The 26,746-nt window shown below is 61.6% G+C and carries 17 protein-coding genes and 2 tRNA genes; 9 read left to right on the top strand and 10 right to left on the bottom strand.

What is annotated here, in order from left to right; genetic code table 11:
- Complete coding sequence (locus ACSHWJ_RS00665; RefSeq protein ID WP_432539157.1) at positions 1 to 1,728, bottom strand: solute carrier family 23 protein; 1,728 nt, start codon at positions 1,726 to 1,728, stop codon at positions 1 to 3.
- 11 nt (positions 1,729 to 1,739) lie between these two features.
- Positions 1,740 to 2,456: a carbonic anhydrase gene (locus ACSHWJ_RS00660; RefSeq protein WP_010960923.1), complete on the bottom strand. Its 717-nt coding sequence runs from the start codon at positions 2,454 to 2,456 to the stop codon at positions 1,740 to 1,742.
- Positions 2,457 to 2,577: 121 nt separating this feature from the next.
- On the opposite strand from ACSHWJ_RS00660, the gene ACSHWJ_RS00655 reads away from it, so the two are divergent.
- From ACSHWJ_RS00655 to mrcB, 7 genes are all read left to right on the top strand, one after another.
- On the top strand, positions 2,578 to 3,027 hold the full coding sequence (locus ACSHWJ_RS00655; RefSeq protein ID WP_050738191.1) for an ATP-binding protein: 450 nt from the start codon (positions 2,578 to 2,580) through the stop codon (positions 3,025 to 3,027).
- 546 nt (positions 3,028 to 3,573) lie between these two features.
- Positions 3,574 to 4,317, top strand: a complete 744-nt coding sequence (pdxJ, locus tag ACSHWJ_RS00650; RefSeq protein ID WP_010960925.1) for a pyridoxine 5'-phosphate synthase — start codon at positions 3,574 to 3,576, stop codon at positions 4,315 to 4,317.
- A 403-nt stretch (positions 4,318 to 4,720) separates the two neighbouring features.
- Complete coding sequence (locus ACSHWJ_RS00645) at positions 4,721 to 5,341, top strand: hypothetical protein (protein ID WP_228370144.1); 621 nt, start codon at positions 4,721 to 4,723, stop codon at positions 5,339 to 5,341.
- 7 nt (positions 5,342 to 5,348) lie between these two features.
- Entirely contained in the window at positions 5,349 to 6,431 is a 1,083-nt protein-coding gene (gene dusA / locus ACSHWJ_RS00640; protein ID WP_010960927.1) for a tRNA dihydrouridine(20/20a) synthase DusA, read from the top strand.
- Between the two features lie 22 nt (positions 6,432 to 6,453).
- A complete protein-coding gene (gene folE, locus ACSHWJ_RS00635; protein WP_010960928.1) occupies positions 6,454 to 7,011 on the top strand; it encodes a GTP cyclohydrolase I FolE in 558 nt (185 codons plus the stop codon).
- Between the two features lie 4 nt (positions 7,012 to 7,015).
- Positions 7,016 to 7,993, top strand: a complete 978-nt coding sequence (gene hemH / locus ACSHWJ_RS00630) for a ferrochelatase (protein WP_010960929.1) — start codon at positions 7,016 to 7,018, stop codon at positions 7,991 to 7,993.
- Positions 7,994 to 8,072: 79 nt separating this feature from the next.
- Positions 8,073 to 10,331: a penicillin-binding protein 1B gene (gene mrcB, locus ACSHWJ_RS00625; RefSeq protein WP_256996459.1), complete on the top strand. Its 2,259-nt coding sequence runs from the start codon at positions 8,073 to 8,075 to the stop codon at positions 10,329 to 10,331.
- 38 nt (positions 10,332 to 10,369) lie between these two features.
- Here mrcB and ACSHWJ_RS00620 read toward each other — a convergent pair whose 3' ends face one another.
- From ACSHWJ_RS00620 to hypE, 4 genes are all read right to left on the bottom strand, one after another.
- Entirely contained in the window at positions 10,370 to 14,437 is a 4,068-nt protein-coding gene (locus tag ACSHWJ_RS00620; protein ID WP_432539156.1) for an EAL domain-containing protein, read from the bottom strand.
- Between the two features lie 59 nt (positions 14,438 to 14,496).
- Positions 14,497 to 16,587, bottom strand: coding sequence for a methyl-accepting chemotaxis protein (locus ACSHWJ_RS00615; RefSeq protein WP_432539155.1), 2,091 nt, complete (start codon positions 16,585 to 16,587; stop codon positions 14,497 to 14,499).
- A gap of 205 nt (positions 16,588 to 16,792) precedes the next feature.
- A complete protein-coding gene (locus ACSHWJ_RS00610; RefSeq protein ID WP_218797807.1) occupies positions 16,793 to 18,508 on the bottom strand; it encodes an ABC transporter ATP-binding protein/permease in 1,716 nt (571 codons plus the stop codon).
- Positions 18,509 to 18,691: 183 nt separating this feature from the next.
- Positions 18,692 to 19,720 (bottom strand): hydrogenase expression/formation protein HypE, encoded by a 1,029-nt coding sequence (hypE, locus tag ACSHWJ_RS00605; RefSeq protein WP_432539154.1) that lies wholly within the window; start codon positions 19,718 to 19,720, stop codon positions 18,692 to 18,694.
- 124 nt (positions 19,721 to 19,844) lie between these two features.
- Here hypE and ACSHWJ_RS00600 point away from each other — a divergent pair.
- Both ACSHWJ_RS00600 and ACSHWJ_RS00595 read left to right on the top strand, forming a co-directional pair.
- Positions 19,845 to 19,920, top strand: a tRNA-Gly gene (locus tag ACSHWJ_RS00600).
- Positions 19,921 to 19,975: 55 nt separating this feature from the next.
- Positions 19,976 to 20,049: transfer RNA gene (locus ACSHWJ_RS00595), tRNA-Cys, on the top strand.
- 212 nt (positions 20,050 to 20,261) lie between these two features.
- Here ACSHWJ_RS00595 and glnA read toward each other — a convergent pair.
- The 4 genes from glnA to secA all read right to left on the bottom strand — a co-directional run bounded on the left by glnA (position 20,262) and on the right by secA (position 26,727).
- Complete coding sequence (gene glnA, locus ACSHWJ_RS00590; protein WP_010960935.1) at positions 20,262 to 21,671, bottom strand: glutamate--ammonia ligase; 1,410 nt, start codon at positions 21,669 to 21,671, stop codon at positions 20,262 to 20,264.
- 167 nt (positions 21,672 to 21,838) lie between these two features.
- On the bottom strand, positions 21,839 to 22,759 hold the full coding sequence (locus tag ACSHWJ_RS00585) for a Nudix family hydrolase (RefSeq protein ID WP_432539153.1): 921 nt from the start codon (positions 22,757 to 22,759) through the stop codon (positions 21,839 to 21,841).
- 37 nt (positions 22,760 to 22,796) lie between these two features.
- Entirely contained in the window at positions 22,797 to 24,023 is a 1,227-nt protein-coding gene (gene argJ / locus ACSHWJ_RS00580; RefSeq protein ID WP_432539152.1) for a bifunctional glutamate N-acetyltransferase/amino-acid acetyltransferase ArgJ, read from the bottom strand.
- Positions 24,007 to 26,727, bottom strand: coding sequence for a preprotein translocase subunit SecA (gene secA, locus ACSHWJ_RS00575; RefSeq protein ID WP_432539151.1), 2,721 nt, complete (start codon positions 26,725 to 26,727; stop codon positions 24,007 to 24,009). The genes argJ and secA overlap by 17 nt, the downstream gene beginning before the upstream one ends.
- Between the last annotated feature and the right edge of the window lie 19 nt (positions 26,728 to 26,746).

The following is a 26,746-nucleotide window of genomic DNA, read 5'->3' as shown; positions in this document are numbered from 1 at the left end:
TCATTCAACAAAAGTCAAGCGTAACTCCGCCATCCCATGGGAAAGCGCTCGCGAACGCACCCGGTCCGCGAGCTTATAAAGCAGATAGCCTGCCATTTCCAGGATACCCGTATCGGACTCCAGCAGCGCATCGTGGCTGGGAGCATGAGTGGCGAGCGGGATCACCTCGCCACGATAACGGGCAATGACGGCAAATGTGAATTCGTCCACCAGGGTCTCGACCTCGACGATGCCCTGGCCTCGTTCGTTCCGCACCACGAAACCATAATCATGGAGGATTTCGAACGCCTGCCACATCGCATATTCGCTGCGCCGCACGACATCGGCGCGGGCGCCCCAGGCCCGTCCCTGCCGGTCCAGGTAGTCGATCACGTCGTCGAGCTGCGATTCCCCCAGGACGAACGATCGCCGCCGCCGGGTACCCGCGCCGATGCGGAACACCCCCGACAGCAAGGTCGCGCCGGCCACCCCGAGAGCGACGCTCGACTGGGTCACCGGCACAAGGAAGGACGGCAGTTCTTCACGGTAATAGTGCTTCAAAGGCTCGTGGCTGACCCCCAGCAAGAGCCCGATGCCGACGGTGAGAATCTTGCGGTTGTCGAGCATGCGCGACGCGATCATCTGCAGGCCGGCCAGCAGGGTGAAGGATGACAGGAATACCGCCGCCGCTCCGATCACCGGTACGGGCAGCACGAACCACAATACCGTGACCTTCGGTACGAACGCCAGGGCAATCAGGATGCCTCCGAGCCAATAGGCGATGTGGCGGCTGGTACAGCCGGTGGCGGCGGCCAGGGAGACGGCACCGCCGCTGGAGGTGAGGGGCAGACCGTTCACCAACCCGGCTATGAGATTGGAAACCCCTTCCGCACGGATGCCACGGGAAATCTGCGCCATATCAGGATGCCGCCATTCCGAGTCGTTGAAGCGCTGAGCCGCGGCGAGCGCACCGAATCCGTGCAGGGAAAAAGCCAGACCCAGTACGACGTAAGGCACGACCAGCTTCGGATCGAATGCCCAGCCGAAGGTGGGCAACTGGGGCAGCGCCAGCAAAGGCGTCGCCTTGTAATTCTCGGCGTCTTCGGGCCGAATGCCGTCGACCAGAACACTGACGGCCAGACCCACGGCCAAGCCGGCAAAGGCCGAAAACAAGCGAAGACTGCCGGACGACCAGACGTTGCAGACGATCATGACCGCAAGCGCGAGAAATCCGACGGCGATGTCGTGCTTCCATAGCCCTCCGGGCGCATCGATGCCACCGAGCAGTGTGACGCCCTTGTAGCCGAGGCCCAAGCCGATCAGGGTCACGGCCACCCCGGCGAGTTCGACCGAGAATACGCTGCGCAACCGCCGGAACACCTCACCAAACAAGATCTGCGCCATCCCCATCACGCCCACCATGCCGAAGGCCAGCTCCAGCCCCCCGGCAAGCCGCGCCAGTTCCATGGTCGCGAACGACGCCGACGTGGTCTGCAAAGGACAAAAATATCCGGAACCGATGCCCAGGCGCCCGACCGCCTGCAACATCACCCCGACACCAGAAACCAGGAGTGTGGTCGCCATCAGAATCTGCGAATCGTGGTCACCGATATTTTCGGTCCTCACGAACAGCGGCGAAATCGCGAGGTAAACCCCCAGAAACGACATCTGCTGCAAGCCCACGAACGCGGCGATCGCTGCTGGCGGCCTGTCGTTCAGCCAATAGACGATGTTCTCGGGCCGCTTCATCCGGGATGGGGTCAATCGGTCACAGGCAAGAACTGCGAGTTGTCGCCGCTGGTGACCCACAGGTCTCCAGACTCCAGATCGAACCACCAGCCCTGCAGGAAAAGCCGCTCTTTCTCCACGGCCTCCCGGACCCAGGGATAGGTCAGCAGATTCCCCAGCGAACCTTGAATGGCCGCACGCTCGACCAGATAGGAGTAGTCTTTCAGCCGCTCCAGTGAGACCCGTCTGAGTCCCTCCCCGCTGGCATCCGGCACATACTGCCAGCAGGCTTCCATGGCCATCGAGACCCACTCGCCGATGAAGTCGCTCTCGAACTCGGCTCCCGTCGCCATGTCGAGCAAGGCCTTGATACCACCGCACTGGGCGTGACCGAGGACGATGACATGGGGCACATGGAGATGACGGACGGCATATTCCAGCGCTGCGCCTACACCATCGGGGGCGGACGAGCCATGGTAAGGCGGAACGAGATTGGCGACGTTGCGCACCACGAACAGATCGCCCGGCGCCACGTTCATGAGCAAAGCCGGATCGACCCGCGAATCGCTGCAGGCGATCATGAGCGCGACCGGCCGCTGCCCCCGCTCGACGAGCTGCTGCATGTGTTCCGGGTAACGCCGGTAGAAACGTTCCTTGAATCCTTTGACGCCGGAAATGAAACGTTCGAGATCGCAGCAGATGCCTTCGACCTCGCATTCATCCTTGCCTTTGCTGTCAGACTCTTGCACGATTTCTGTCCTTGATAAGGTGGATGCGGTCCGCGCACGGCCCGTCGCGTCGAAAGACGCTCGCTCAAAAGCGGCGTCATTCTACACCGGTTTTCCCCAACCCAATCCACATCGAGCCGCCATGGAACAGAACGAGGCCGACGTGCAATGCGCCAAATTCGAGCGCACCATCGAAGCCGGCATAGAGCCTCTGATCGAGGTCATGGAGCAGCTGGAAGCCTTCTGCTCGGCCGCGGGCGTACCCGAGCCGGTCACGGTCCAGTTGAATCTGGTGCTGGAAGAACTGGCGACCAATGCCATCAAATACGGATACGGAGCCGGTGAACAGGGACAAATCGGCGTTTGCCTCACCCTGAATGGCGGTCGCGCCTCGCTCACCGTCACCGACGACGGCAATGAGTTCGACCCCACGGTCGCGCCATCTCCCGACATCCACAGCAAGCTCGAGGAACGCGCCATCGGCGGCCTTGGGATTCTCCTAGTGATGAGGATGATGGATTCGGTTTGTTACCAGCGCCGGGACGGGACAAATGTCGTTGCGGTAAGTAAGACGTTCGCTCCACTCCAGTAGGAAAGCACCCATGAAAATCGCTGGTGTTTGACAGCAGGTCATACGGCTTGGGCGAGAACCGGACATGCCGGTTCAACGAGGGATATTCACACGCATGTGTTTCCTTGCAACACAATAGAACTGCGGCCCGATAACAACCGATCGATGATAATGGGGTCTTCATACACCACCGGCGCCGAGGCCGAAAAACCATCCACGCATAGATGGCGCCATATTGAAATGCGGCCGGTGGAATGCTTTGCTCAGGTTGCGCCCATCAACGGTCGGCACCCAGCCTCTCGACAGAAGCAAAGATTTGCCAATCTCTCGATTATGCAATCAAGCAGGCTGCTTCCGACTTTAATGATATCCGCCTTAACGTCACCCCATACTATGTCATGAACCGATTGGATACAAAGCCTATCTTTCCAGAAGCGGATTGTGACATATTCGACTGGGGGGCGTTTTACGTATAATTGACCCTGGAAAGAGAGCGACCAGGCCACAGCAAAAAAACGACCATGAGGAACTCATGATCTTCGAACCCGGCAAGACCTTGGAAACCCCGTGAACGTCAAGCAGCCCATCAGACTCGGTGTCAATATCGACCATGTGGCGACCATCCGGCAGGCGCGGCACACCCCCTACCCTTCGGTCCTGCACGCCGCTTTCGTTGCCGAGCAGGCAGGAGCAGGCGGGATCACCGCACATCTGCGCGAAGACCGCCGGCATATCCAAGACCGGGACATCGAGCTGCTCCGCGAACACATCGAGACCCGGCTCAATCTGGAGATGGCCGTCACGGACGAAATGGTCGCCATCGCCTGCCGTATTCACCCTCACGCATGCTGCCTCGTCCCGGAACGGCGGGAGGAGCTGACGACCGAGGGAGGACTGGACGTCGCAGGACACCTGGACCGGATCGGCGAGACGTGCCGGCGCCTTGGCGACGCCGGCATCGAGGTGTCCCTGTTCATCGACCCGGAGCCCGCTCAGATCGAGGCCGCAGCCCGCGCCGGCGCGCCCGTGATCGAACTGCACACCGGCCGTTACGCGGATGCGAGGAACGACCAGGAACGGTCCATCGAGTTGGAAAAACTCCGCCATGCCGCGTCGGTAGCGGAAGCGTTGGGGCTGCAGGTCAATGCGGGACACGGCCTGACCTACGCCAATGTGGGAGCGATCTGCCGCATACCGCAGATCGTCGAGCTCAACATCGGCCATGCCATCGTCGCCCGCGCCTTTTTCTCCGGCCTGAAAGAAGCAGTGGCCGACATGGTGACGCTACTGCATACGGCCCGGTGGGGATGAAATGTCGGCCACAAATGGATTGGTCCTGTCTTGTGGCAGATGGATGACCGCTTTTTGATTGATAGCGGGGCAGCGTCCAGGGTCACGATCAAGCTCCCCATTCATGGGTCGAGCCGTCCTGGTACGGCAGCATCCCAAAAAAAGCCACGCTCCCGGCGTTTGCGCTGTGTCCCCCGTCTTTCCGCCCGGGGCATCGGACGATGCCCTTTACAGCATGCGACCTCGGCGGACAGTTTGCACGTGACGATGAAATTGACCGCTCGCCTGTGATCTGTCATATTTGAAAATCAGTTCCGGTCCGGCTGAACCGCTGTGAGTGCGCGCAATCCCACCTCAAACGTCCATGGATAACAAGGGAAGCAAAGCATCCGAGGACCGTCTCCGCCCGGATTTCGGCGGAAGCATGCCCGCCCGGCCCATCCTGCTGGAGCCGCGCGGTTCGTCCTGGCTGCGCGTGGGGGGGATGCTTTTCCTGTGGCTCACGCTCGTGATCATGGCGTTGATCCTGTGGCGAGGAGAAGCCCTGATCAAAGCGCTGAATATGTCTCCCGGCGAACGTATCGCCCTACAGAACCCGGATCTGCAGCAATATCAGAACGAACTCGATTCCCTCCAGGGCAGGGTTGCCGGTTTGATGAAGGACTCGGTCGAGAACAAACTCAGAACGCTGGAAAGAAGCGTTCAGAATGGACGCTTCGGCGCGGACGAAGCAGAACTCCTCGAAGCCCTGAAGTATGAACTCCGGTTCCTGCAAAGCTACGCCACTCAGGGCGGCCAGCTCAAATCCGCCGGTGAACACGAGCGCTACCGGATGTCATCGGAACCGGCCGAGGATCCGGCCGCTGCCAGGACCGTGCGGGAATGGGTGGAATTCGAGAAACTGCTCTACCTCGGGGCCGGAGCCCTGGGAGCGGGGACCCTGATGCTGGGGGGAGCCTGGCTGAGTACACGTTCGGTACAATACCTGCCGTCCCGCCAAGATGTGTTCCTGACGGGCCCTGCGAAAGACGATTCCGCATCGTGACTGTTCCTTGAGCGCTTTCAACGTCCGGCCCTCGAGCCGCGATCTCGCCGGGGCAGTAGCGATACCGGCCGATGTTCGGCCATTCCGGCACCGTCTGAGTGTGGCACCGATGATGGACTGGACCGATCGGCATTGCCGCTTTTTCCTTCGGCTGATTTCCCGCCATACCCTGCTCTATACCGAGATGGTGACGACCGCCGCCATCCTCCATGGCGACCGGGAGCGGCTCCTTGGCTTCCATCCGGCGGAGCACCCGCTGGCGATCCAGCTCGGCGGCAGCGATCCCGAGGCTCTGGCCGAATGCGCAAAAATCGCGGAATTCAGGGGATTCGACGAAGTCAATCTCAACGTTGGCTGTCCCAGCCCCCGTGTCCAGACCGGCCGCTTCGGCGCCTGCCTGATGGCCGAACCGGAGCGCGTGGCCGACTGTGTCCGCGCCATGTGCGAGGCCGTCTCGGTGCCGGTCACCGTCAAGACCCGCATCGGCATCGACGACCGCGACTCTTACGAAGACCTGCTTCATTTCGTGACGATCGTTGCCGAAGCCGGCTGCCGCACTTTCATCGTCCACGCCCGCAAAGCGTGGCTGCAAGGTCTTTCACCCAAGGAAAACCGCCAAACCCCGCCACTGCGCTACGACGTGGTCCGCCGGCTCAAGTCCGAGCTACCGGAACTCGCGATCGTGCTGAATGGCGGTATCCAGACGCTGGACGAAGCCGAACGGCACCTGTCGTGGTGTGATGGCGTCATGATAGGTCGAGCCGCTTATCACAACCCCTACCTTCTTGCCGAGGCCGACCGCCGTTGCTACGGGCACAGCGACGTCAGGCCCCGAACCCGGGAGGAGGTCATCGAAGATTTTATGCCCTACGTCCGGAACGAACTCTCCAAAGGTAGCCGGCTGCATGCCCTCACGCGACATATCCTGGGCCTTTATCATGCAACGCCAGGGGGGAAACGCTGGCGTCGGCACATCAGCGAAGGCGCCTCCCGGCGGGGCGCCAGCGAGGCACTGCTGCTGGAGGCCGCGCATGCACTCGGCGCGAACGGCCTTCGCGGAAACCAGGGCCGGCAGGGCTCGTTCACTTAACCCGATTCTAGAGGCCAACCCGATGCACAGCGTGATGGAAACACTGTTCAGCCAGCTTATTCAGGAAATCGGCGAAGACGTCTCCCGCGAGGGACTCGTCGACACGCCCAAGCGGGCGGCGAGCGCCTTTCGGTTCCTCAACAGCGGCTATCACCAGTCGCTCGATCACGTCCTCAACAACGCGGTTTTCGAGGCGGATTCCGAGGACATGGTGATCGTCAAGGACATCGAGCTGTATTCGCTGTGTGAGCATCATCTGCTGCCCTTCATCGGCAAGTGCCACGTCGGCTATCTACCCCAGGGCAAGGTCATCGGTCTGTCCAAGATCGCCCGGATCGTCGAGATGTATGCCCGCCGCCTGCAGATACAGGAACGCCTCACCAAACAGATCGCAGACGCGATCCAGACCGCGGTCAACCCGCGTGGCGTCGCCGTCGTGGTCGAGGCCAAACACCTGTGCATGATGATGCGCGGTGTAGAGAAACAGAATTCGGTGATGACCACATCGTCCATGCTCGGCCTCTTCCGCAAGCAAAGTAGCACGCGGGCGGAATTCCTCGACCTCATCGGCCGAAAATAGGGCCATGCATCCCACCGCCGCCCGAACCGGAGTCCTGCTGATCAACCTCGGCACACCGGAAGCGCCGACGCCGAAGGCCGTCCGGCGCTATCTGCGCGAATTCCTGTCCGATCCGCGTGTGGTCGAAATTCCCCGCGTGCTGTGGTGGCCCATCCTCAACCTCGTCGTGCTCCGTACCCGGTCTAGAAAATCGGCCCATGCCTACCGCACCATCTGGACCGAACGCGGTTCGCCGCTTTTGGCCTACACGCAAGACCTGCGCGACCGGCTGGCCGCCGACGGCAGGTTCGCCGCCGTCGAAATTGCCATGCGTTACGGTAATCCCTCCGTCCGGTTGAAGCTGGAGGAACTCCGGAACCGAGTCGAAACGATCGTGGTACTGCCGCTGTACCCGCAGTATTCGGCCGCTACGACCGGCTCGGCGTTCGATGCGGTATGTGACACCTTGAAAACCTGGCGCCACATTCCCAGCCTGCATTTCATCGGCGACTATCACCGCTCGCCCAAATACCTGGAAGCCGTCGCCGCCAGCATCCGCTCGTTCTGGCAGGAACACGGCCGTCCCGAGCGCCTGGTGTTCTCCTTCCACGGCCTGCCCAAATGCTGCATCGACAGGGGCGACCCGTATGCCAGCCAGTGTCAGGCAACGGCGCAAGGCATCGCCCGCCTGCTCGAACTGAGCGATGACGAATGGCTGCTGACCTATCAGTCACGCTTCGGCCGGGCCGAATGGCTCAGGCCCTATTGCATCGACACCCTGCGGGAGCTTCCGAGCCAGGGCATCCGACATGTGGATGTGGTATGCCCCGGTTTCGCCGTGGATTGCCTGGAGACCCTGGAAGAAATCGCCATCGCCAACCGCAATGAATTCCTCGGCGCCGGCGGAAAAAACTATCGTTACATTCCAGCCCTGAATGCGAGTCCGGCACATGCCGACATCCTCATCGGCCTGCTGGAGCCGTATCTGGCGCTGACTGCCTGACACGCAGGCCGCAGCGCGGCATCTCCATCGCCAGGAAGCCTTCATCGGTGATTCCCTTTTGACGGTCCCCTCTACGCGCATGATCCGCAAGCTCCTCTACCTGTCGGTGTTAGCCTCGACGATCGCCCTGACCGTCTATCTCGCCCATCAGGATGCCGTGATCCGCGAAAAATTCGAGGGGCGACGCTGGGCCTTGCCCGCCCGGGTATACGCAATGCCGGTGGAGCTCTATGCCGAAGCACCGATTGCTGCAGATCAACTGGTGTGGATGCTGGATCAGCTCAAATACCGGAACGACCCCGGCCTGACCTCGCAAGGCAGCTACACCCGCAAGGGCAACGAGATACGGCTCCGAACCCGGGAGTTTCTGTTTCCCGACAAATCCGAACCCTCCAGCGAAGTCCGCGTCGAATTCGCCGGCGGTAGCGTGCGCGCGCTGGAGAGCCTGGATTCTGACGACCACCCCTCCCTGGTACGGCTGGATCCGGTGCAGATCGGCAGCTTTTACCCCGCGCTGAAGGAAGACCGGATACTGGTCAAGCTCGACGACGTGCCCAGGCCGCTGATCGACGCACTGCTGGCGGTCGAAGACCGTGATTTCTATGAACATTTCGGCCTCTCCGCCAAGGGCATCCTGCGGGCCGCCTGGCAGAACATCAAGGCAGGCGGCTTCGTCCAGGGCGGCAGCACGCTGACTCAGCAACTGGTCAAGAATTTCTTTCTTAGTGCCGAACGTACGCTGGGGCGTAAGATCAGCGAGGCCTTCATGGCGCTGATTCTGGAAGCCCGCTACAGCAAGGCTGCGATTCTCGAGGCTTATCTCAACGAAATCTACTTGGGCCAGGATGGCACCCGCGCCATCCATGGTTTCGGTCTGGCGAGCCAGTACTATTTCAGCCGTGCCCTCAACGAACTGGAACTGCATCACGTGGCGCTGCTGGTCGCCTTGGTGCGGGGACCGACCTATTACGATCCGCACAAACACCCCGAGCGCAGCCGGGAAAGGCGCGATCGCGTGCTGGATGCCATGGCGGAACAGGGTTTCATCACTTCCGCCGAGGCCGACGCCGCCAAACGACGGCCGCTGGACGTGGTCAAGAACCCACACCAGGCCATCAGCCGTTATCCGGCCTTTCTCGATTTGATCCGGCGCCAGCTTCAGGAACAGTACCGTCCCGAGGACCTGACTTCCGAAGGGCTGCGCATTTTTACCACACTCGACGTCTTCGCCCAGGAGCATCTGGATTCGGCGATCGCCAAGACCCTGGCACGGCTCGACCACTCCACCCGGCCGGAAGAACGGTTGGAAGCCGCTGCCATCTTCACCCGGCGCTCCAACGGCGAGATCGCAGCCTTCGCGGGCAGCCGCGATGTCGAGTCGTCGGGCTTCAACCGCGCGCTCGATTCCGCCCGTCAGATCGGCTCCCTTTACAAACCGGTGGTGTATCTCACTGCCCTGGAACAGCCCAGCGGCTATACCGTCGCCACCCCCCTGCTGGACGAAACCATCAAAATCGACGGCGGCGGCAAACCGTGGACGCCCAGGAATTACGATGGCAGGGAACACGGACAGGTGCCGCTCCACACGGCTCTGGCCCAGTCGTACAACCTGGCGACGGTACGGCTGGGCCTTGCCGTCGGCGTCGAACGCACCGCCGAGACGCTCAGAAAACTGGGCGTAAACCGCGAGGTGGAAACCTATCCCTCGCTGCTGCTGGGCGCGGCCAACCTGTCGCCGATCGAGGTCGCCACTCTTTATCAGACGCTCGCTAGCGACGGTTTCGTCACACCGCTGCGGGGTATCCAGGCCGTGCTCTCGCACGACGGCGAGACTCTGCAGCGGTTCGGGCTGGAACTTCGACAGGCCGTGGAGCCGGGAGCAATCTATCTGCTGAATACCATCCTCCAGGAGGTCATGAGCGAGGGCACCGGCCGTTCTGTCTATACCTACCTTCCGGAAAACTTCCATGTCGCCGGCAAGACGGGGACGACCAACGACATGCGCGACAGCTGGTTCGCGGGTTTTAGCGGCGACTACACCGGGGTGGTCTGGGTGGGGCGCGACGACAACCGCCCCGCGGGTCTGACCGGGGCCCGGGGAGCGCTGCAGATCTGGGGCGCCACCATGCAGAAGCTGGCGAAGGAACCCCTTGATCTCATCCCGCCGGAGAATATAGTCATGCTGCGAGTCGACCGACAAACGGGGCTGCGCGCCGACGACGGCTGCCCCGACGCCCATGAATTGCCGTTCATCAAAGGCTCGGAACCAGCGGCCTGGGCACCCTGTGCCGAAGGCGGGGAAACCGGCGGAGATTCTTGGTTCCGACGACTGTTCTGACGGCTCCGGCCAGTCCCGGCTGCCGCACCGGCCGGTTTTCACGTCGAACGTTGAAGGGGCGGTGTCAGTCGCGGTGGCGCGGATCCGTCTCCAGGCGCAAGCGCGTGCTCCATCCGCCATTTGATGAACTCCTTGGAGCTCAGCGGGCGGGAGAACAGGTAACCCTGCCCGAAGTCACAGCCCTGTTCCAGCAGGATGCGCCGCTGTTCCTCGGTTTCGACCCCTTCCGCGATGACCTTGAGCCCCAGGCTGTGGCCCAAAGCCACCACCGTACCGGAAATGGTCCTGTCGTCGGCATCGAAAGCGATGTCGCGGACGAAGCTCTGGTCGATCTTCAACGTGGCTATCGGCAGGTTCTTGAGATAGGACAGACTGGAATAGCCCGTGCCGAAATCATCGATCGAGAGGCTGCATCCCAGCGCGATCAGTTCCTGCAGCACGATCATGGTCTGGGCATCGGCATCCAGGAGGGTGGATTCGGTCAGTTCAAGCTGTAGCGACGAGCCGGGAACGCCGTAACGGCACAGCAACGACTCGACACGCGGCACCAGCCGCGGATCGCGAAAATGGCGCGCTGCCAGGTTGACGCCCACGGTAATCGGCGCCTGATCGGCTTTCTTCCATTGGGCGAGATGACGGCAAGTGTCCTCAAGCACCCAGTCACTGATGGCGATGATCAGATCATTGCTCTCGGCCACGGGAATGAACTGGTCGGGTGACAGCAGGCCCCGCGTGGGATGCTGCCAGCGTACCAAAGCTTCGGCCCCGACCAGCGTGCCATTGGCCAGATCGATCTCGGGCTGGAAAAAGGTCCGGAGCTCGCCCGCCGGGATGGCTTCTCTGAGTTCGGACAGCACCGTCAGGCGTGCCAGGATGTCCACGTTCATCCCGGGATCGTAGAATCGGAACTGGTTGCGGCCCTGCTGTTTCGCGTGGTACATCGCGGTATCCGCGTTGCGGAGCAGCGTCTCGAAATCGGTTCCGTCGTGGGGGTAAAGGCTGATGCCGATGGAGCCGGTCACTGCAAAGGTCTGCCCCGAATGCTCGAAGGGCTTGCGCAGGGCGGCGAGTATCTTATCGGCGACCTGCGACACCGCGTCACGGCCCAAATCCGGCAGAAGGAGTGCGAACTCGTCCCCCCCGAGGCGGGCGACCGTGTCCGTCTCGCGGGTAAATTCCTTGATCTGGGTCGCCACCCGGACCAGCAGTTCATCACCTACCTGATGCCCCAGGGAATCGTTGACGTCCTTGAAATGGTCGACGTCCAGGAACACCACGGCCAGCTCTTCCTTGCGGCGTTCCGCCAAGGCCAGCGCGTATTCCGCTCGTTCCATCAGGTAGCGCCGGTTGGGCAAGGCCGACAGAGGGTCATAATAGGCCAGATGGTGGATGTGCTCTTCCGCCTCCTTGAGGCTGGAAATGTCCGCGGCAACACCGATGTAATTGACCATGGCGCCGGTCTCGTCGCGAACCGCCACGATCGTCTCCAGAACCGCGAACAGCTCGCCATTCTTGCGCCGGTTCCAGAATTCGCCCTGCCAGGACCCTTCCTGTTCGACGGCCCTCCACATCGCCGCATAGTATTCTTTGCCATGCCTGCCGGACTGCAGAAACGCCGGCGTCCTGCCCACCGCCTCCTCCGGACTGTAGCCCGTCATGTCGCTGAAGGCGGGATTGACCGCCACGATCACGCGGTTCGCATCCGTCACAATGATCGACTCGCGTACCGCTTCGAACACCTTGCCGGCCAACAGCAGGCGCTCGTCGCCTTTTTTCCTGTCGGAAATGTCGATGCATGAACCGATATAACCGATGAATTCGCCGCCGGCGTCGAACCGGGGGGTCGCCTTGCCCAGTATCGTGCGGTATTCCCCGTCGCGACGACGCAGGCGGTATTCGATTTCGAATGGCTTCCGGGCATCGAACGCAGCCGAGTACGCGCAGATCCAGCGGGAACGGTCCTCGGGATGCATACCCTCCAGCCATCCGTCACCCAATTCGTATTCGAGTGAACGCCCGGTGAAATTCAACCACATGTCGTTGAAAAAAGTGCAGCCGCGCGCGGTATCCCCCATCCAGATGAGCACCGGCGCCGAATTCGCCGCCAGCCGGAACCGCTCCTCGCTTTCCCGGAGCCGCATTTCGCTCCTTTCCCGCTCAGCGTCGCGGGCGAGGATGTCCAATGCAAAAGACACGTCCATCGCCATGGTATCGAGCACGGCGACGATGTCTTCCGAAAAGAAACCCCGTTCTCCGGCGTAGAGATTGATCGCACCCACCACCTTTCCGAACCGACGGATGGGAAAAGCGCCGGAGGCGCGCACGCCCGCGGCCAGACCCGCTTCATGCCAGGGCCGTGTCAGGGGATCGGCAAGAAAATCGTCACTGATCACGTGGTGACCGGCGGCCACGGCCATTCGCGTAGGGCCGTGATGATGCGCGGTATCCGCCCTGGAGAGGTGCAGCCTCCCTACGTAACCGGTATCGTCGCCGTAGCGGGCAACCGGGACCAGGTCGCCGGTTTCGTTTTCGATCATCCCGATCCAGGCGAAGAGGAAGCCGCCATTCCTTATGGCGATCCGGCAGACCGAATCGAACAGCTCCTGTTCGCTGGTATGGCGGACGATGATCTGATTGGTCTGCGCCAGCAGGCTGTACAGATTCTTCTGCCGTGCGAGCGCCAGTTCGATACGCTTGCGCTCGGTGACGTCCCGCACGATCGCCTGGACGAAATCGGAACCCTCCACGCTGATCGAGCGGACGCTCAATTCCACGGGGACCGGAACCCCGTCCTTGCGGGTATGCACCGACTCCCAGACGCCTCCACCCCGGGCGAGCGCTTCGTCCAGACGCCCATGTTCGACACCTTCCACATCCCCGGCCACGACGTCCGCCAGGGTCATCCCGGCCAGTTCTTCCCGGGAATACCCATAGAGATCCAGCGCACGATCATTGACATCGACGATGCGGTGATCCCGGTCGGCGAGAAGAATGGCGTCATTGGCATAGCGGACGAAGTATTCGAAGCGTCTCGACAGGTCGGCCCGTTCCTTCTCCGCCTCGAGAGCGGCCTGCATGTGATGGCGCTCGGACGAGCGCGCCTGCAGCGCCACCGCGGCCGCGAGAGCGCCGAGCAGTCCCAGTAAAGACGCGCCGAGAAGAAAAGACTGGTTTTCCTGAGGGAGTTGAGTCGCGGAGGTGGCTGCCATCACGTACCAAGCCGATCCTGGAATCGGTGCCCCCAGCGACAATAGGTCCGCTCCGGCGTCACCTTCCTGCATGACCATGCCGCGCTCACCATAGACGACCCTGAGGGCCGCTTCGGCAAGCGGCTTCGGCGGCGGCGAAGGCTCCCCGCCACGCTCCAGAAAATCACGGTTCAGGGAAACCAAGCGGTTTCCTCTCTGACCGATCAGAGAGATCTCCGGTTTGACCTGCGACAGCGACTCAAGCACGGTCCGCAGGAGATCGCCAGCCTCGGCCACCGTCACAAGGGCGCCTACGAACCGACGCTCGCCATTCGCTTCGTACACTACCAGCGGAAAGGACACATCGACCCGAAGTTCCGTTTCGTCCTGCGAAAGGTACCAGTCACCGAGGAGCGGCTGTAGGCCCTCTCCCGCCACGGGCAGCGGAGCACGCTCATAGATGCCGCCTGCCTCGTCTCCAGTGTGGGGCACCAGTGACAAACGGATACGGCCGGCCACGTCGAGCAGCAGAACATTTCGGTAGCGGCCCATTTCCCGGCACGATTGCATCTGGGCCAGCATGCGCTGGGTCGACGCCGCATCCTGCTGGCCTGCGACCAGCCAGGCGGCAGCGGCCGCGAGGAATGGCGCATTCCCGGCCACTTGCTCGGCATCGGCCAGCCGCTCGGCACGCCAGTGCGCGACATGCTGAAATTTCGCCTGGACCACTGCTGCCAGCGTATCACCGGCGTGCTCCCGCAAATGCCGCACCTGCGACAGGTAGAACTGCAACCCACCGACGAGAGTGGTGACTAGCGTCAGTGCGACGACGACCGACCATGGGAGGGGGCGCCGGAACGGCTGCAGCACCGCCAACCGCTTGGCGTCGTGTGATGCCCCCTTTACCTCGTTACTCATTGATACCCCTGGAAAGAACGCGAAAACACAGGGTGAGGCCGCGCTGCCGTGAAAGCGGTTTACAGCCTGAACTTGCTGATTTCAGCCTGCAATTCCTGTACTGCAGTGTGGAGTTTGACCACCATCGAGCTCAAGTGCTTTGACGATGCCGCAGCCACCTGGGCTTCATCCTTCAGCGCAACCATCGCGTCATTGATCTGCCGGGCGCCTTCCGACTGCGCCCGCATTCCCTCGTAGACCTGGCCGAAACCCGGCACCAGAGGCTCGATCCGCTCCAGAACAGCGGTGAAATGGTCCGCCAGCCGCCGCACATTCGACAGACCGGCCGTGCTCATGTCCTCCTGGAAAGACTCAAGAACCTGGATGCCGCCTGCGACCGCCCGCTGCATGTCACGCACCATCGCCTCCACATCCAGGGCCGCCACGGCACTCTGATCGGCCAGCCGCCTGATTTCACTGGCGACGACGGCGAACCCCGCTCCCTGCTTCCCGGCTTTCTCGGCCTCGATCGAGGCGTTCAACGAGAGCAGATTGGTCTGTACGGCGATGTCCGTCATGGCATTCATGATCCTGTTGATGCCTTTCGCCTGTTCACCAATGGCGGCGAAGCGCTCCACCACCGACGACATTCTCTCGCTCATACGGCGCATCGCGGTCTCCGTTTCTGCCAGGCACGCTCTCCCGGCCGAAGCGACTTCCGCGGTTTCGGCGGTCGCACCGGCGACATCCGCGACGTTGCGAACCATTTCGTCACCGGTGGTCGAAATCTCGCGGACCGACGCGGCGACCTGCTGTGTCAGAGCGCCGAACTCATGCGCCAGACTCTCATCATGCCGGGCAGCCGTGGTGATTTCATCGCCCAAGGCAACCAACTGCTCGCTGGAACGCTTCACACGGCCGATCAGGTCGGCCAAGGCCTGCCGCATCGCCTCCATGGCACGCAGCAGGTCACCGATTTCATCCGAGTCGGCGACTTCCAGCCGTGATCCCAGATCGCCGGCCGCCACCCGTGCCGCGACGCGCGCCGCGTCCTCGATACGGCGGCTCACCGTCCGCAACGCCAAAAACGCCAAGCCCAGAACCGATGTCAGAACGAATGCCGATACGCCCACCGCACCCTTGATCGTATCGCTAAGCCCGGCCAGGATTTCCTCGCGGCTGGCAACCAGAACCAGCTTCCAATCGCCGGTCGCCAATCGCGTCGAGACGAAATAGGTTTCGGCGCCGTCACGAGGATCGGGCGCCAGCTGGAAAGTTCCCTTGCCCGTATCGAGATACGCCGGCTCCAATACCGCCAACCACCGGGTATCTTCGATGGGACGCGCCCGCGCGGACGGATCGACCGTCGAGGCGATGACACGCCCCCGCTGGCTCAAGAGGAAAAATCCCCCGGATTCATGATGATGCATCTTCCGAAGGGTGTCGTCGATGTCATTGAGCGCCTTGTCCACTCCCGCGATGCCCAGAAACCGCCCGTCCCGCAGCAAGGGAACGGCGTGCTCCACCATGTATTTCCCTTCGTAGTCATAAGGTTCGGTCACCATCGTGAACCGCTGGCCTTGCGCCCCGTTTCCGGAGTTCCGGTAAAGCCGGCTGATCCCTCCGGACAGACTGACACCCTCCTCCTCTTTTTTCCCTTCGTGGCGATTCTTGACTCCGCGGTAATAGTAACTCGACTCGGTGTTTACCAACGGCGATAGGCGGATTCGCAGAGGGTCCTCGCGATCGCGAAACCAGTAAGGGAGAAACCGTCCTTCCCGGCTCACTGCATCGGATGGAACTTCGCCGGTCTGGGAAGCGGTACGGTCGTGGCCGTCGCCGTCGGGCTCATAACCGAAATAAGCACCGGTAAACTCCGGAAAGGCCTCCAGGATCCTCCGAGCGAACTCCAGGGATACCAGCCGATTGCCGAACAGCCCCGCTTCTTGCGCCAGCGCCATGGTCTTCGGGACAGTCAAGGCGGTGACATTGGCGAGATCTATCCTCAGCCCCGCCTCGTTCACCTCGGCCCGAAGTCTCAGCTCCGACTCTCGGACCAGGTCTCGATAATAGTTCCAAATGACAACCCCCAGCATCGATACCATGGCCAGAGACAGGGGAAGAACGCAGGCGAGCAATAGCCGCGCGCGCACCGTAAATCGGAGTCTCATGTCGGAGCCTTAAAGACAAAGCCAAGCCGGCGCCGCGAAATGCAGCCCCGGCTTCGCCGTGAAGAACGGGGACCGGATGGCCCCGTCAGGGAGTGAGGACGAAGAAAGTAAAGCTGTCCCTCTTCCCCCAGGATGGGGGAAACAGGCTCACGGCATTCCCTTGCGTATTGCATCCGCCCCGGGCCGGGATTGCCCTTGCCCCGCATCAGCCAGCCGGCTCGACGACCACCCCGTCCCGAATCTCTTTCCAGGACCAACGGCCCTCCGGTTCCAGGTCCAGCACGGCGTCGTAGAACGACAGATTGTCGTGGCTGTTACCAAGAGTAATGTAGGCGATCGAATGGTCATGCAGCATTTGCAACACCCGATCCAGCTGCTCGGCATCGAGCGCAGTCCCCGGCCGGTCCAGGAACACGAAACGGGGGCCAAGCAAAAGAAGATGCGTGAACGCCAACAGCTGCTGCTCCCCCAGGGACAGGACGTCATCCCAATCCGCCTCCGTGTCCAGACCGCCAATCCGCACCAGAATGGAATCGACGTTCAAAGACCGCAGAGTCGCTATGATCCGATCGTCGGGAATCTGATCTTCTCCGCCCGTGCGCAGCAAAGATTCACGCAGAGTCCCCGGCGGCAGATACGGCCGTTCCGGCAGAAACAGGGTATCCTCCAAGCCAGGACGGATGATCTTTCCGGTACCCGCAGTCCAAAGATCGGCCGTCGCCCTGAACAAAGCCACTTTCGCGGTTTGGTTCTCGCCTCGGATCAGCAGGCGGCCGCCCGCGGGAATCTCCATGGAAAGCCGATCGATCAGCACCCGGCCGTCCCGGGGCGAATACAGGGTCAGTTTCTCGTAAGCGATCCGGTCACACATCTCGCAGACTTCTATCGGAGATGTGATTCCCGAACGCACCTTCTCCACGGCCTGGATCAGGCCGCGAAGGCGGGCTATCACCGCAGTGTACGCCGAAATGGACTGGAACTGAGTCACGATCAGGGAAAACGCACCGAGCAGATAGGTGAACGCCATCGCCGACTGGGTGATCACACCGAATTCGACCTTGCCATCGATGAACAAGGGAGCAACCACCAGTGCCGGTATGACCGGGATCAAATAGTTGTACCAGGTCGTGAAAAATCCTAGGTTGCGATTGACTGCGATCAGTCTGCGGAAATTGGCGGTGAGTGCTTCGAGCTGCCGCAGCAGGCGGGACTGAATCCGTCGTTCCCGATGCAGCAGGGCGATGGATTCGGCATTCTCGCGAACATGGATGAGACCCGCGCGAAAATCCGCTTCGCGGTCGAGCTGATCATAATTGAGTTGGACGAGGGGCCGCCCCAGCCGAACCGTGAAGTAGGAGCCCGCCACGGCATACGCAACCGCGACCCCGAACAACAAGGGACTGATGCTCCACATCACGCCGGAAAAAGCCAGCACGGTGAACGAACTGTTGAGAAGCATCAAAGTGAAGGAAAGCGTGGTCACGGTGAACGCTTTCACATCCTCGGCGATGCGCTGGTCGGGATTGGCAACTTCCTGACTCTCGTCGAGACAGTAATAGACACGCCCGTCCAGATAAGCATTCACCAATCTTCGGGTCAGCCATTCCCGCCACAACAGGCCCAGGCGTTCCTCACAATACCGGTAGATTACCGCGGCGACGGTGGTCGCAGCGAACACACCGAGATAGAGCACCGTATACCAGACGAAGCCGCCCATGTAGCGATTCTCGATCGCGGTCATGAAATCGCGGCCCACATAGCTGTTCAGCACGTTCAGACCGTTGATCGCCAGCATCAAGAAGAGAAGCGAAACAAACAGGATCTTGGCCTTCCAGCCCACTTCCGAGCCGGCGAAGTCGCGCGCACTGCCAAAGATACTCTTGAGGATCAATCCATATTCTGAGATTCGTTCGGCGCTCATATTTGTTCTTCTCGAGGCTTTTCCCGCAGATGCCGGCCACGGGCCACCCGTGAACAGGGGAGCGACCGGCCTGGCCGCACCTCACCCTGTCGGCACCGGAACAGGACGGCGTTGAGGCATTATCGACAAAACGCAAAAAGACACAATCGACACCTCCCCCACGAACGGCGGTCCTTCGCAGGTTCAGCAAATTCGGGGGAGCGGATCGTCTTCGAGTTCGGGGAGGATTCTTTCGCCGCCGAGGGAGGTCTGAAGAACGACTCGCGGCGCACCCATTTCGATCGTGCCCGCAATGCACGCCTCTGTGAATCCGCTCTGGTGGAGCGCCGCCACCGCCTCAGCCGCGATCGCGGCGTCGACGACCGCCACCACTCTTCCTTCACAAGCCAAATAATAAGGATCGTAGCCCAGAATCTCGCAGACACTGCGGACTTCCGGCCGGACCGGCAAATCACGCTCGATCAGGCGAACGGTCGCCCCGGCGGCCCGGGCGATCTCGTGCGATACTGTCGCCACGCCGCCACGGGTGGGATCCCGCATGAAACGCAGCCCCGAAAGGGCGAGTAGGATACCGGTGATCGGCAGAACGCTGCCGGCATCGGACCGGAGGCTCCCGGCCAACCCAAACTGCTCCCGCGCCAAGAGGACCGCGGCGCCGTGATCGCCCACCGGTCCGCTCACTATGACCCGGTCGCCCGGGCGAATGCAGTGCAAGCCCAGATCGACGCCCGCCCGCCTTTGCCCTAAGCCGGTGGTTGCCAGATAGAGCCCGCCACCCTGCCCCCGCCGGACCACTTTGGTATCCCCGGCCAAGACCCTCACGCCGCAATCCGAGCAGGCACGCGCCATGGACGCAACGATCCGCCGGAGAATCTCGACATCGAGCCCTTCCTCTATGAACACGTTGAGACTGAGAAAGCGGGGCACTGCGCCGGACACGGCGAGGTCGTTGACCGTACCGTGCACAGCGAGACTCCCAACGTCACCGCCCGGGAACTCCAAAGGCTCGACCGTGAAGCCGTCCGTGGTGATCATCCACTCGCCGCCGCTCCCGGCCTCCAGCGGAAGCCTCGCTGCATCAGCCGTGGTGTCCAGTTCTTGCCGGCCCAGGTGGAAAGCGAAAATTTCTTCGATGATTTCCCGCGTCAAACGGCCGCCGTTACCATGGGCCAGAGAAATCCGGGTGATGTCACGACAGAGGTCGTCATTCATGAGAGGTGGTGGGAAGACTGTCTTGGAAAGGAATCAGATGGTAGCAGAACGCCCCATCAAGGTAGTGCCCAAATAAAGGTTGTTGACATCCCACTCGGGATCAGTATAATGTTGCAAATCGATTGCGGGAATAGCTCAGTTGGTAGAGCACAACCTTGCCAAGGTTGGGGTCGCGAGTTCGAGTCTCGTTTCCCGCTCCAAACGCTTTTTGGGAAAAGCCGCGTTCACGTCGCGGCTTTTTGCTTTGCCTTCAAAGGCTGAGTGGCAGAGTGGTTATGCTGCGGATTGCAAATCCGTCTATGCCGGTTCGATTCCGACCTCAGCCTCCATCTTTCCCCCGCACGATCGGGACTAATCGCTCCCCGACTCGGTTTTACCGAGCCAGGTTCCGCTTCACCCCGGATCAAGATCCGGGCGCGGGAATGGCTCCTTCGCTGCCGTCGGCCTACGACGGTCCATTTTTCTCCAGAAAATCAGGCCGATGGGAGAAAACCCGCCTGGTCCGAGACCGAGCGGGTCCTCCACGACCTCAGACCCTGTATTACAGGCTGTAATACATATCGAACTCGACGGGATGAGTGCTCATCCGCAGGCGGGTCACTTCCTGACCTTTGAGATCGAGGTACGCATCGATCATGTCATCGGTGAAAACACCACCCCTCGTGAGGAACTCGCGGTCCTTGTCCAGCGCTTCCAGGGCCTGATCGAAGGAATAGCATACCTGAGGAATGGCCTTTTCCTCTTCCGGCGGCAGGTCGTACAGGTCCTTGTCCATCGCATCGCCCGGATGGATCTTGTTCTGGATGCCGTCGAGACCGGCCATCAGCATCGCCGCGAAAGCGAGGTATGGATTCGCCGTGGAATCCGGGAAGCGGACCTCGATGCGACGGGCCTTCGGGTTCATGACGTAGGGGATACGGATCGAAGCCGAGCGGTTACGGGCGGAATAAGCCAGCATGACCGGCGCTTCGAAACCCGGCACCAGCCGCTTGTAGCTGTTGGTGGAGGCATTGCAGAACGCGTTCAGCGCCTTGGCATGCTTGATGATACCGCCGATATAGTGCAATGCGGTTTCGGACAACCCGCCGTAAAGGTCACCGCTGAAGAGATTCTTGCCGTCTTTCGCCAGGGACTGGTGAACATGCATGCCATTGCCGTTGTCTCCTACCAGGGGTTTCGGCATGAAGGTGGCGGTCTTGCCATAGGCATGCGCCACGTTCTGAACGGCGTATTTGAGCAACAGTACCTCGTCGGCCTTTTTCACCAGGGTATTGCAGCGGACGCCGATTTCACACTGGCCTGCGGTGGCTACTTCGTGGTGATGGACTTCCACGACCATGCCCATGTCCTCCAGGGTATTGCACATGGCCGAGCGCAGATCCTGGAAGGAGTCGACCGGCGGCACCGGGAAGTAGCCGCCCTTCACACCCGGACGATGGCCGATGTTGCCGTCTTCGTAGACCTTTTCCGAGTTCCAGCCCGCCTCCTCGGAATCGACCTTGTAGAACGAGCCGGACATGTTGGCGCCCCAGCGGACGTCGTCGAAGATGAAGAACTCGTTTTCCGGCCCGAACAACGCGGTATCGGCAATGCCGGTGGACTTCATGTAAGCTTCGGCCCGCTTGGCGATGGAGCGAGGATCGCGCTCATAACCCTGCATGGTGGCCGGCTCGACGATGTCACAACGGAGGATCAGCGTCGGATCGTCGAAGAACGGATCCATGACCGCCGTGGATGCATCCGGCATCAGAATCATGTCAGATTCGTTGATGCCTTTCCATCCGGCGATCGAGGAACCGTCGAACATCTTGCCCTCTTCGAAGGCGGCCTCGTCGATGGTCGAGGCGGGGACCGTCACGTGCTGTTCTTTGCCGCGGGTGTCGGCGAAACGCAGGTCCACGTAGCGGACTTCCTTTTCCTTGATGATCTGCAATACGTCTTTCGGTGTCATGGTAAAGTCGTCTCCTCCAGCTAGGATTGGGTAACTCAACAGTTACACAGGAATTGTACCAAGGGTACCGGGCAAATATCTTCTTGATTTTACGCCCGAGTTAAGTGCCATTCGTTTCGAATGGCGCACTATCATAGTGCCGACGGCACTTCTATGGAGCATTGCGATCACAGAAATCCCCGAATGCCTGCTATCCCCCAGGCACCGGCCGATCTGGCGCTGGCGAGATGTTCTGCCGCCATCCCACCCAATGCATAGACTGGGATATTGACGGACTGGAGACATTGGGAGACATGCTCCCAGCCCAGTGGAGCCGACTCCGGATGGGACCGGGTAGGCAACACGGGACCGAAAACGGCGAAATCCAGTTGCAGAGACTCCGCCTTTTCCAGTTCGCTCACATCGTGACACGAAGCAGCGACCCAGAACCGGTCGTCCAGCGGCCTTGAATCCAGGCTGTTCAAGCGCGCGCTGGTGAGATGAACGCCGGCGGCACCGAGCTCGACTGCCAGCTCCGGCTCGGCGTTCAGAATCAATCGAGTATGATTGTCGGCACAGTGGTACAAGCATTCCCGCGCAAACGCGCGGAAGTCCGTCCGCGACAGCGCCTTGGCCCGCAACTGGATCAGGGAGTGGCCTTCGGCCACCAGGTGCCGGAACTGGCGGCGCATGGCCCCGAGGTCGCCCGCTGCATCCTCGACGATCGGGTAGTGGAACGGCAGCCGGGCCGCCGTCACAATGGATCGGTTCGCCGCCGGAAACCGGAAATCGACCAGTTCATCGGGACGGACCCAGCGGACGGGCTGCCCCAGGCGACCTCGCGCAATGCCGGAAAACCGCCGAACCCGCCAGACGTCCAGGACGACCCGCCGCAAGGGATAATCGTGGCGCACCACCAACATTGGTTCTGCGCCATCCACGGCGATGCCTGTCTCCTCCATCAGTTCCCGGCGCAGAGCATCGAACGGCGTCTCGCCGGGCTCGATCTTGCCGCCGGGGAATTCCCACAGACCGCCTTGATCCACTTCGGCCGGCCGTCGTGCGATCAGTATGCGCCCGCCGGCATCTTCGACGACGCCAACGGCCACGCGAATCTCCTTGTTTCCGAGATCTGTCAACGGAGCTTCAGGTCCGGTACTCGGCGTTGATACGGACGTAATCGAGAGACAAATCGCAGGTCATTACGCGTGCGGACGCCTGCCCTCTGCCCAGGGAGACACGCACGGTAATCTCCGGCCGCCGCATCACCGTGATACCCCGCGCCTCGGTATACTCGCGGTCGCGCGCGCCCGCGGCGACGATCCGGACCTCGTCCAGCCAAATCGCCACCCGCGAGATGTCCAGGTCCTTGCATCCCGCCCGTCCGACCGCCGCCAGGATACGACCCCAGTTGGGATCGCTGGCGAAGAACGCGGTCTTTACCAGAGGCGAATGCGCGATGGTCTTGCCGACCAGTCTGGCCTCGTCTTCCGAAGCCGCTTCTTCGACCAGGATGCGGATGAACTTGGTGGCTCCCTCCCCGTCGCGGACGATCGCTTCGGCCAGTTCCGCGAGCACCGCGTCCACGGCTGACTGGAATGCCTCGACATGTGCACTGCCCGGTTCGATCAGCGGAGCTTCCGAGCGCTGGCTCGCCATCAGCACGCAGGCGTCATTGGTCGAGGTGTCACCATCGACGGTAATGCAATTGAAGGAGCGGTTCACCGCCCGCTCGAGAACGCTCTGCAACAGCCCGGCCCCGATCCGCGCGTCAGTGGCGACGAAGGCCAACATGGTCGCCATGTTCGGATGGATCATGCCGGCGCCCTTGGCAATACCGGACACCACTACGGGACGCCCTGCGATCTCGATTCGGCGGACCGCCTTCTTCGGTCGGGTATCGGTGGTCATGATGGCGCGGGCGGCCGCCTCCCAACCATCTTCCGACAATGCCTCGAAGGCTTTCGGCAAGGCGGCCCGGATCTTGTCGAGCGGCAGATACTCGCCGATCACGCCGGTGGAAAAAGGCATGACCCGGTCGGCCCGGCCGCCGACCAGCGCGGCGACCGCCTCGCAGCTCGCACGGGCATCCGCCAGACCTCGCGTCCCGGTGCCTGCATTGGCGTTGCCCGAATTGACCAGCAGCCAGCGCGGTGCCTGCCGTAAATGCTCGCGCGCCACGGTGACCGGCGCTGCGCAGAAGGCATTCTGGGTGAATACGGCCGCACAGGCCGAACCTTCCGCCATTTCGATGAGCAGCACGTCGTCGCGGCCGACGTGCTTGATGGCCGCCGCCGCCGTACCCAAACGAATCCCGGCTACCGGACAGAGGCGGATGTCTGACAGATTTCTGTCCTCAGGCGAGGCGGCCATGGCACTGCTTGTATTTTTTCCCGGAACCGCATGGGCAAGGATCGTTGCGGCCGATCTTTTCGCCGGAACGCACGAAAGGCCGCGGACCTTCGGGAATCGCATAGCCTTCGGATTCTTCCGGCGGTGCGGCGGCAGGTTCCTCGAGGGTCAGCGCGCTGACCTCGGCATGCTGGAACTGCATTTCCTGGGGCTGACGGCCCTGCTCCTCCATCTCCTGGACTTCTTCCTCGGAATGGACCTGAACGCGGGAGACGATGCCGACCACTTCCTGCTTGATGCCGTCGAGCATGCCGGTGAACATCTCGAAGGCTTCCCGCTTGTATTCCTGCTTGGGATCCTTCTGGGCGTAGCCGCGCAGGTGGATTCCCTGGCGCAGATGGTCCATCGAGGCCAGATGCTCCTTCCAGGCGTTGTCGAGCACCTGCAGCATCACCGACTTCTCGAAATGGCGCATGACCTGCGTCCCGATCGCCTCGACCTTGGCTGCGTAAGCAGCGTCGGCTTCCTGAATGATACGCTCCAGCAAAGTCTCCTCGTGGAGGTCAGGCTCGTCATCCAGCCAGCGCTGTATGGGCAGACTCAAGCCGATCTCACGCTCGATCACCTCCTGCAGGCCCTGGACATCCCACTGTTCCTCGAGGCTGTGCGGAGGCACGTGCTCGGCGAACATCCGACCGAGCACGTCGTGACGGATATCCTCGATGGTCCTGGAGATATCGTCGGCCCGCATCAGCTCGGTGCGCATGTGGTAGATCACCTTGCGCTGGTCGTTGGCAACGTTGTCGTATTCCAGCAACTGCTTGCGGATGTCAAAATTGCGCGCTTCCACTTTGCGCTGGGCATTCTCGATGGCGCGGGTCACCCACGGATGTTCGATCGACTCCCCCTCCTTCATGCCGAGGCGCTGCATGAGCACCGCCACCCGGTCGGAAGCGAATATGCGCATGAGGGGATCTTCCAGTGAAAGATAGAAGCGGCTGGAACCGGGATCCCCCTGACGTCCGGAACGGCCGCGCAACTGGTTGTCGATGCGACGCGATTCATGGCGCTCGGAGCCGATGACGTGGAGACCGCCGGCAGCAACGGCGGCATCATGGCGCTGCTGCCACTCGGCCTTAACCTGTTCGGCCATGGCGGGATCGGCATGCGCCAGATCCTCTTCCAGACTACCGCCCAGCACGATGTCCGTACCACGACCGGCCATGTTGGTGGCGATGGTGACCGCTCCCGGCCGACCGGCCTGGGCGATGATGTGGGCTTCCTGCTCATGATGCTTGGCATTGAGCACCTGATGCGGCACACCGGCCTGGCGCAGGATGCCGGACAGCAGTTCCGAGTTCTCGATCGACGTGGTGCCGACCAGCACCGGCTTGCCGTGTTCGACGCAATACTTGATGTCCTCGACGATCGCGGCGAATTTCTCACGGGCGGTCAGATAGACCAGATCCCCCATGTCGTTCCGGATCATCGGCCGGTTAGGCGGAATCATGACCACTTCGAGGCCATAGATCTGGTGGAACTCGGCCGCCTCGGTATCCGCCGTACCGGTCATGCCCGCCAGCTTTTCGTACAGGCGGAAGTAATTCTGGAAGGTGATTGAGGCCAGCGTCTGGTTCTCGTTGTGCACCGGAACGTTTTCCTTCGCCTCCACCGCCTGGTGCAGCCCCTCCGACCAGCGCCGGCCGGGCATGGCGCGGCCCGTGAATTCGTCGACGATGATGACCTGTCCGTCACGCACGATGTAGTCCACGTCGCGCTGGAACAGCGCGTGCGCTTTCAGAGCGGCATTGATGTAGTGCATGAGGCGGATGTTGACGGCGTCGTAGAGGCTTTCATCGCTGCCGATCAATCCCTGTTCCACCATCAGCCGCTCGATGGTCTCGTGGCCGCTCTCCGTCAGATAGACCTGGCGCGCTTTCTCGTCCACCCAATAGTCGCCGGGCCCGCCCTCCTTTTCCTGGCGGGTCAGATGAGGAATCAGGGCATTGACTTTGTGATAGAGGTCGCTGCGATCCTCGGTCGGACCCGAGATGATCAGAGGGGTTCGCGCCTCGTCGATGAGGATGGAGTCCACTTCGTCCACGATCGCGAAAAACGGATCGCGCTGCACCCGTTGATCCAGGGTGAACGCCATGTTGTCACGCAGGTAGTCGAAGCCGAATTCGTTGTTGGTGCCGTAGGTAATATCGCAAGCATAGGCCCGCCGGCGCTGCTCCTGGTCCAGGTTGCTGACGATGACGCCGGTGCTCAACCCCAGAAAACCGTAAAGTTTGCCCATCCACTCGGCGTCGCGCCGCGCCAGATAATCGTTGACCGTCACCACGTGACAGCCCTTGCCTGGCAGCGCGTTGAGATAGGCGGCGAGAGTCGCGACCAAGGTCTTGCCTTCGCCGGTTTTCATCTCGGCGATCTTACCGTCGTTCAGCACCATGGCGCCGATCAGCTGAACGTCGAAATGGCGCATGTTCAGCACCCGCCGCGATGCCTCCCGCACCACCGCGAATGCCTCCACCAGCAGATCGTCGATCGTCTCACCGTTGCTCAGCCGCTCCCGGAACTCCAGGGTCTTCCGTCCGAGCGCCTCGTCGCTCAGCGCCGCAATCGTGGGTTCGAGCTGGTTGATCTTCTTGACCAGACGCCTCTTGCGTTTGATGATGCGGTCGTTGCGGCTGCCGACGACTTTTTTGACAAGCTTGCCAAGCATGATTCGGTGGATTCCGGAC

The organism is Methylococcus sp. S1M, assembly GCF_051295855.1.
GTDB lineage: Bacteria > Pseudomonadota > Gammaproteobacteria > Methylococcales > Methylococcaceae > Methylococcus > Methylococcus capsulatus.
This window is presented reverse-complemented; position numbering and strand designations above follow the sequence as displayed.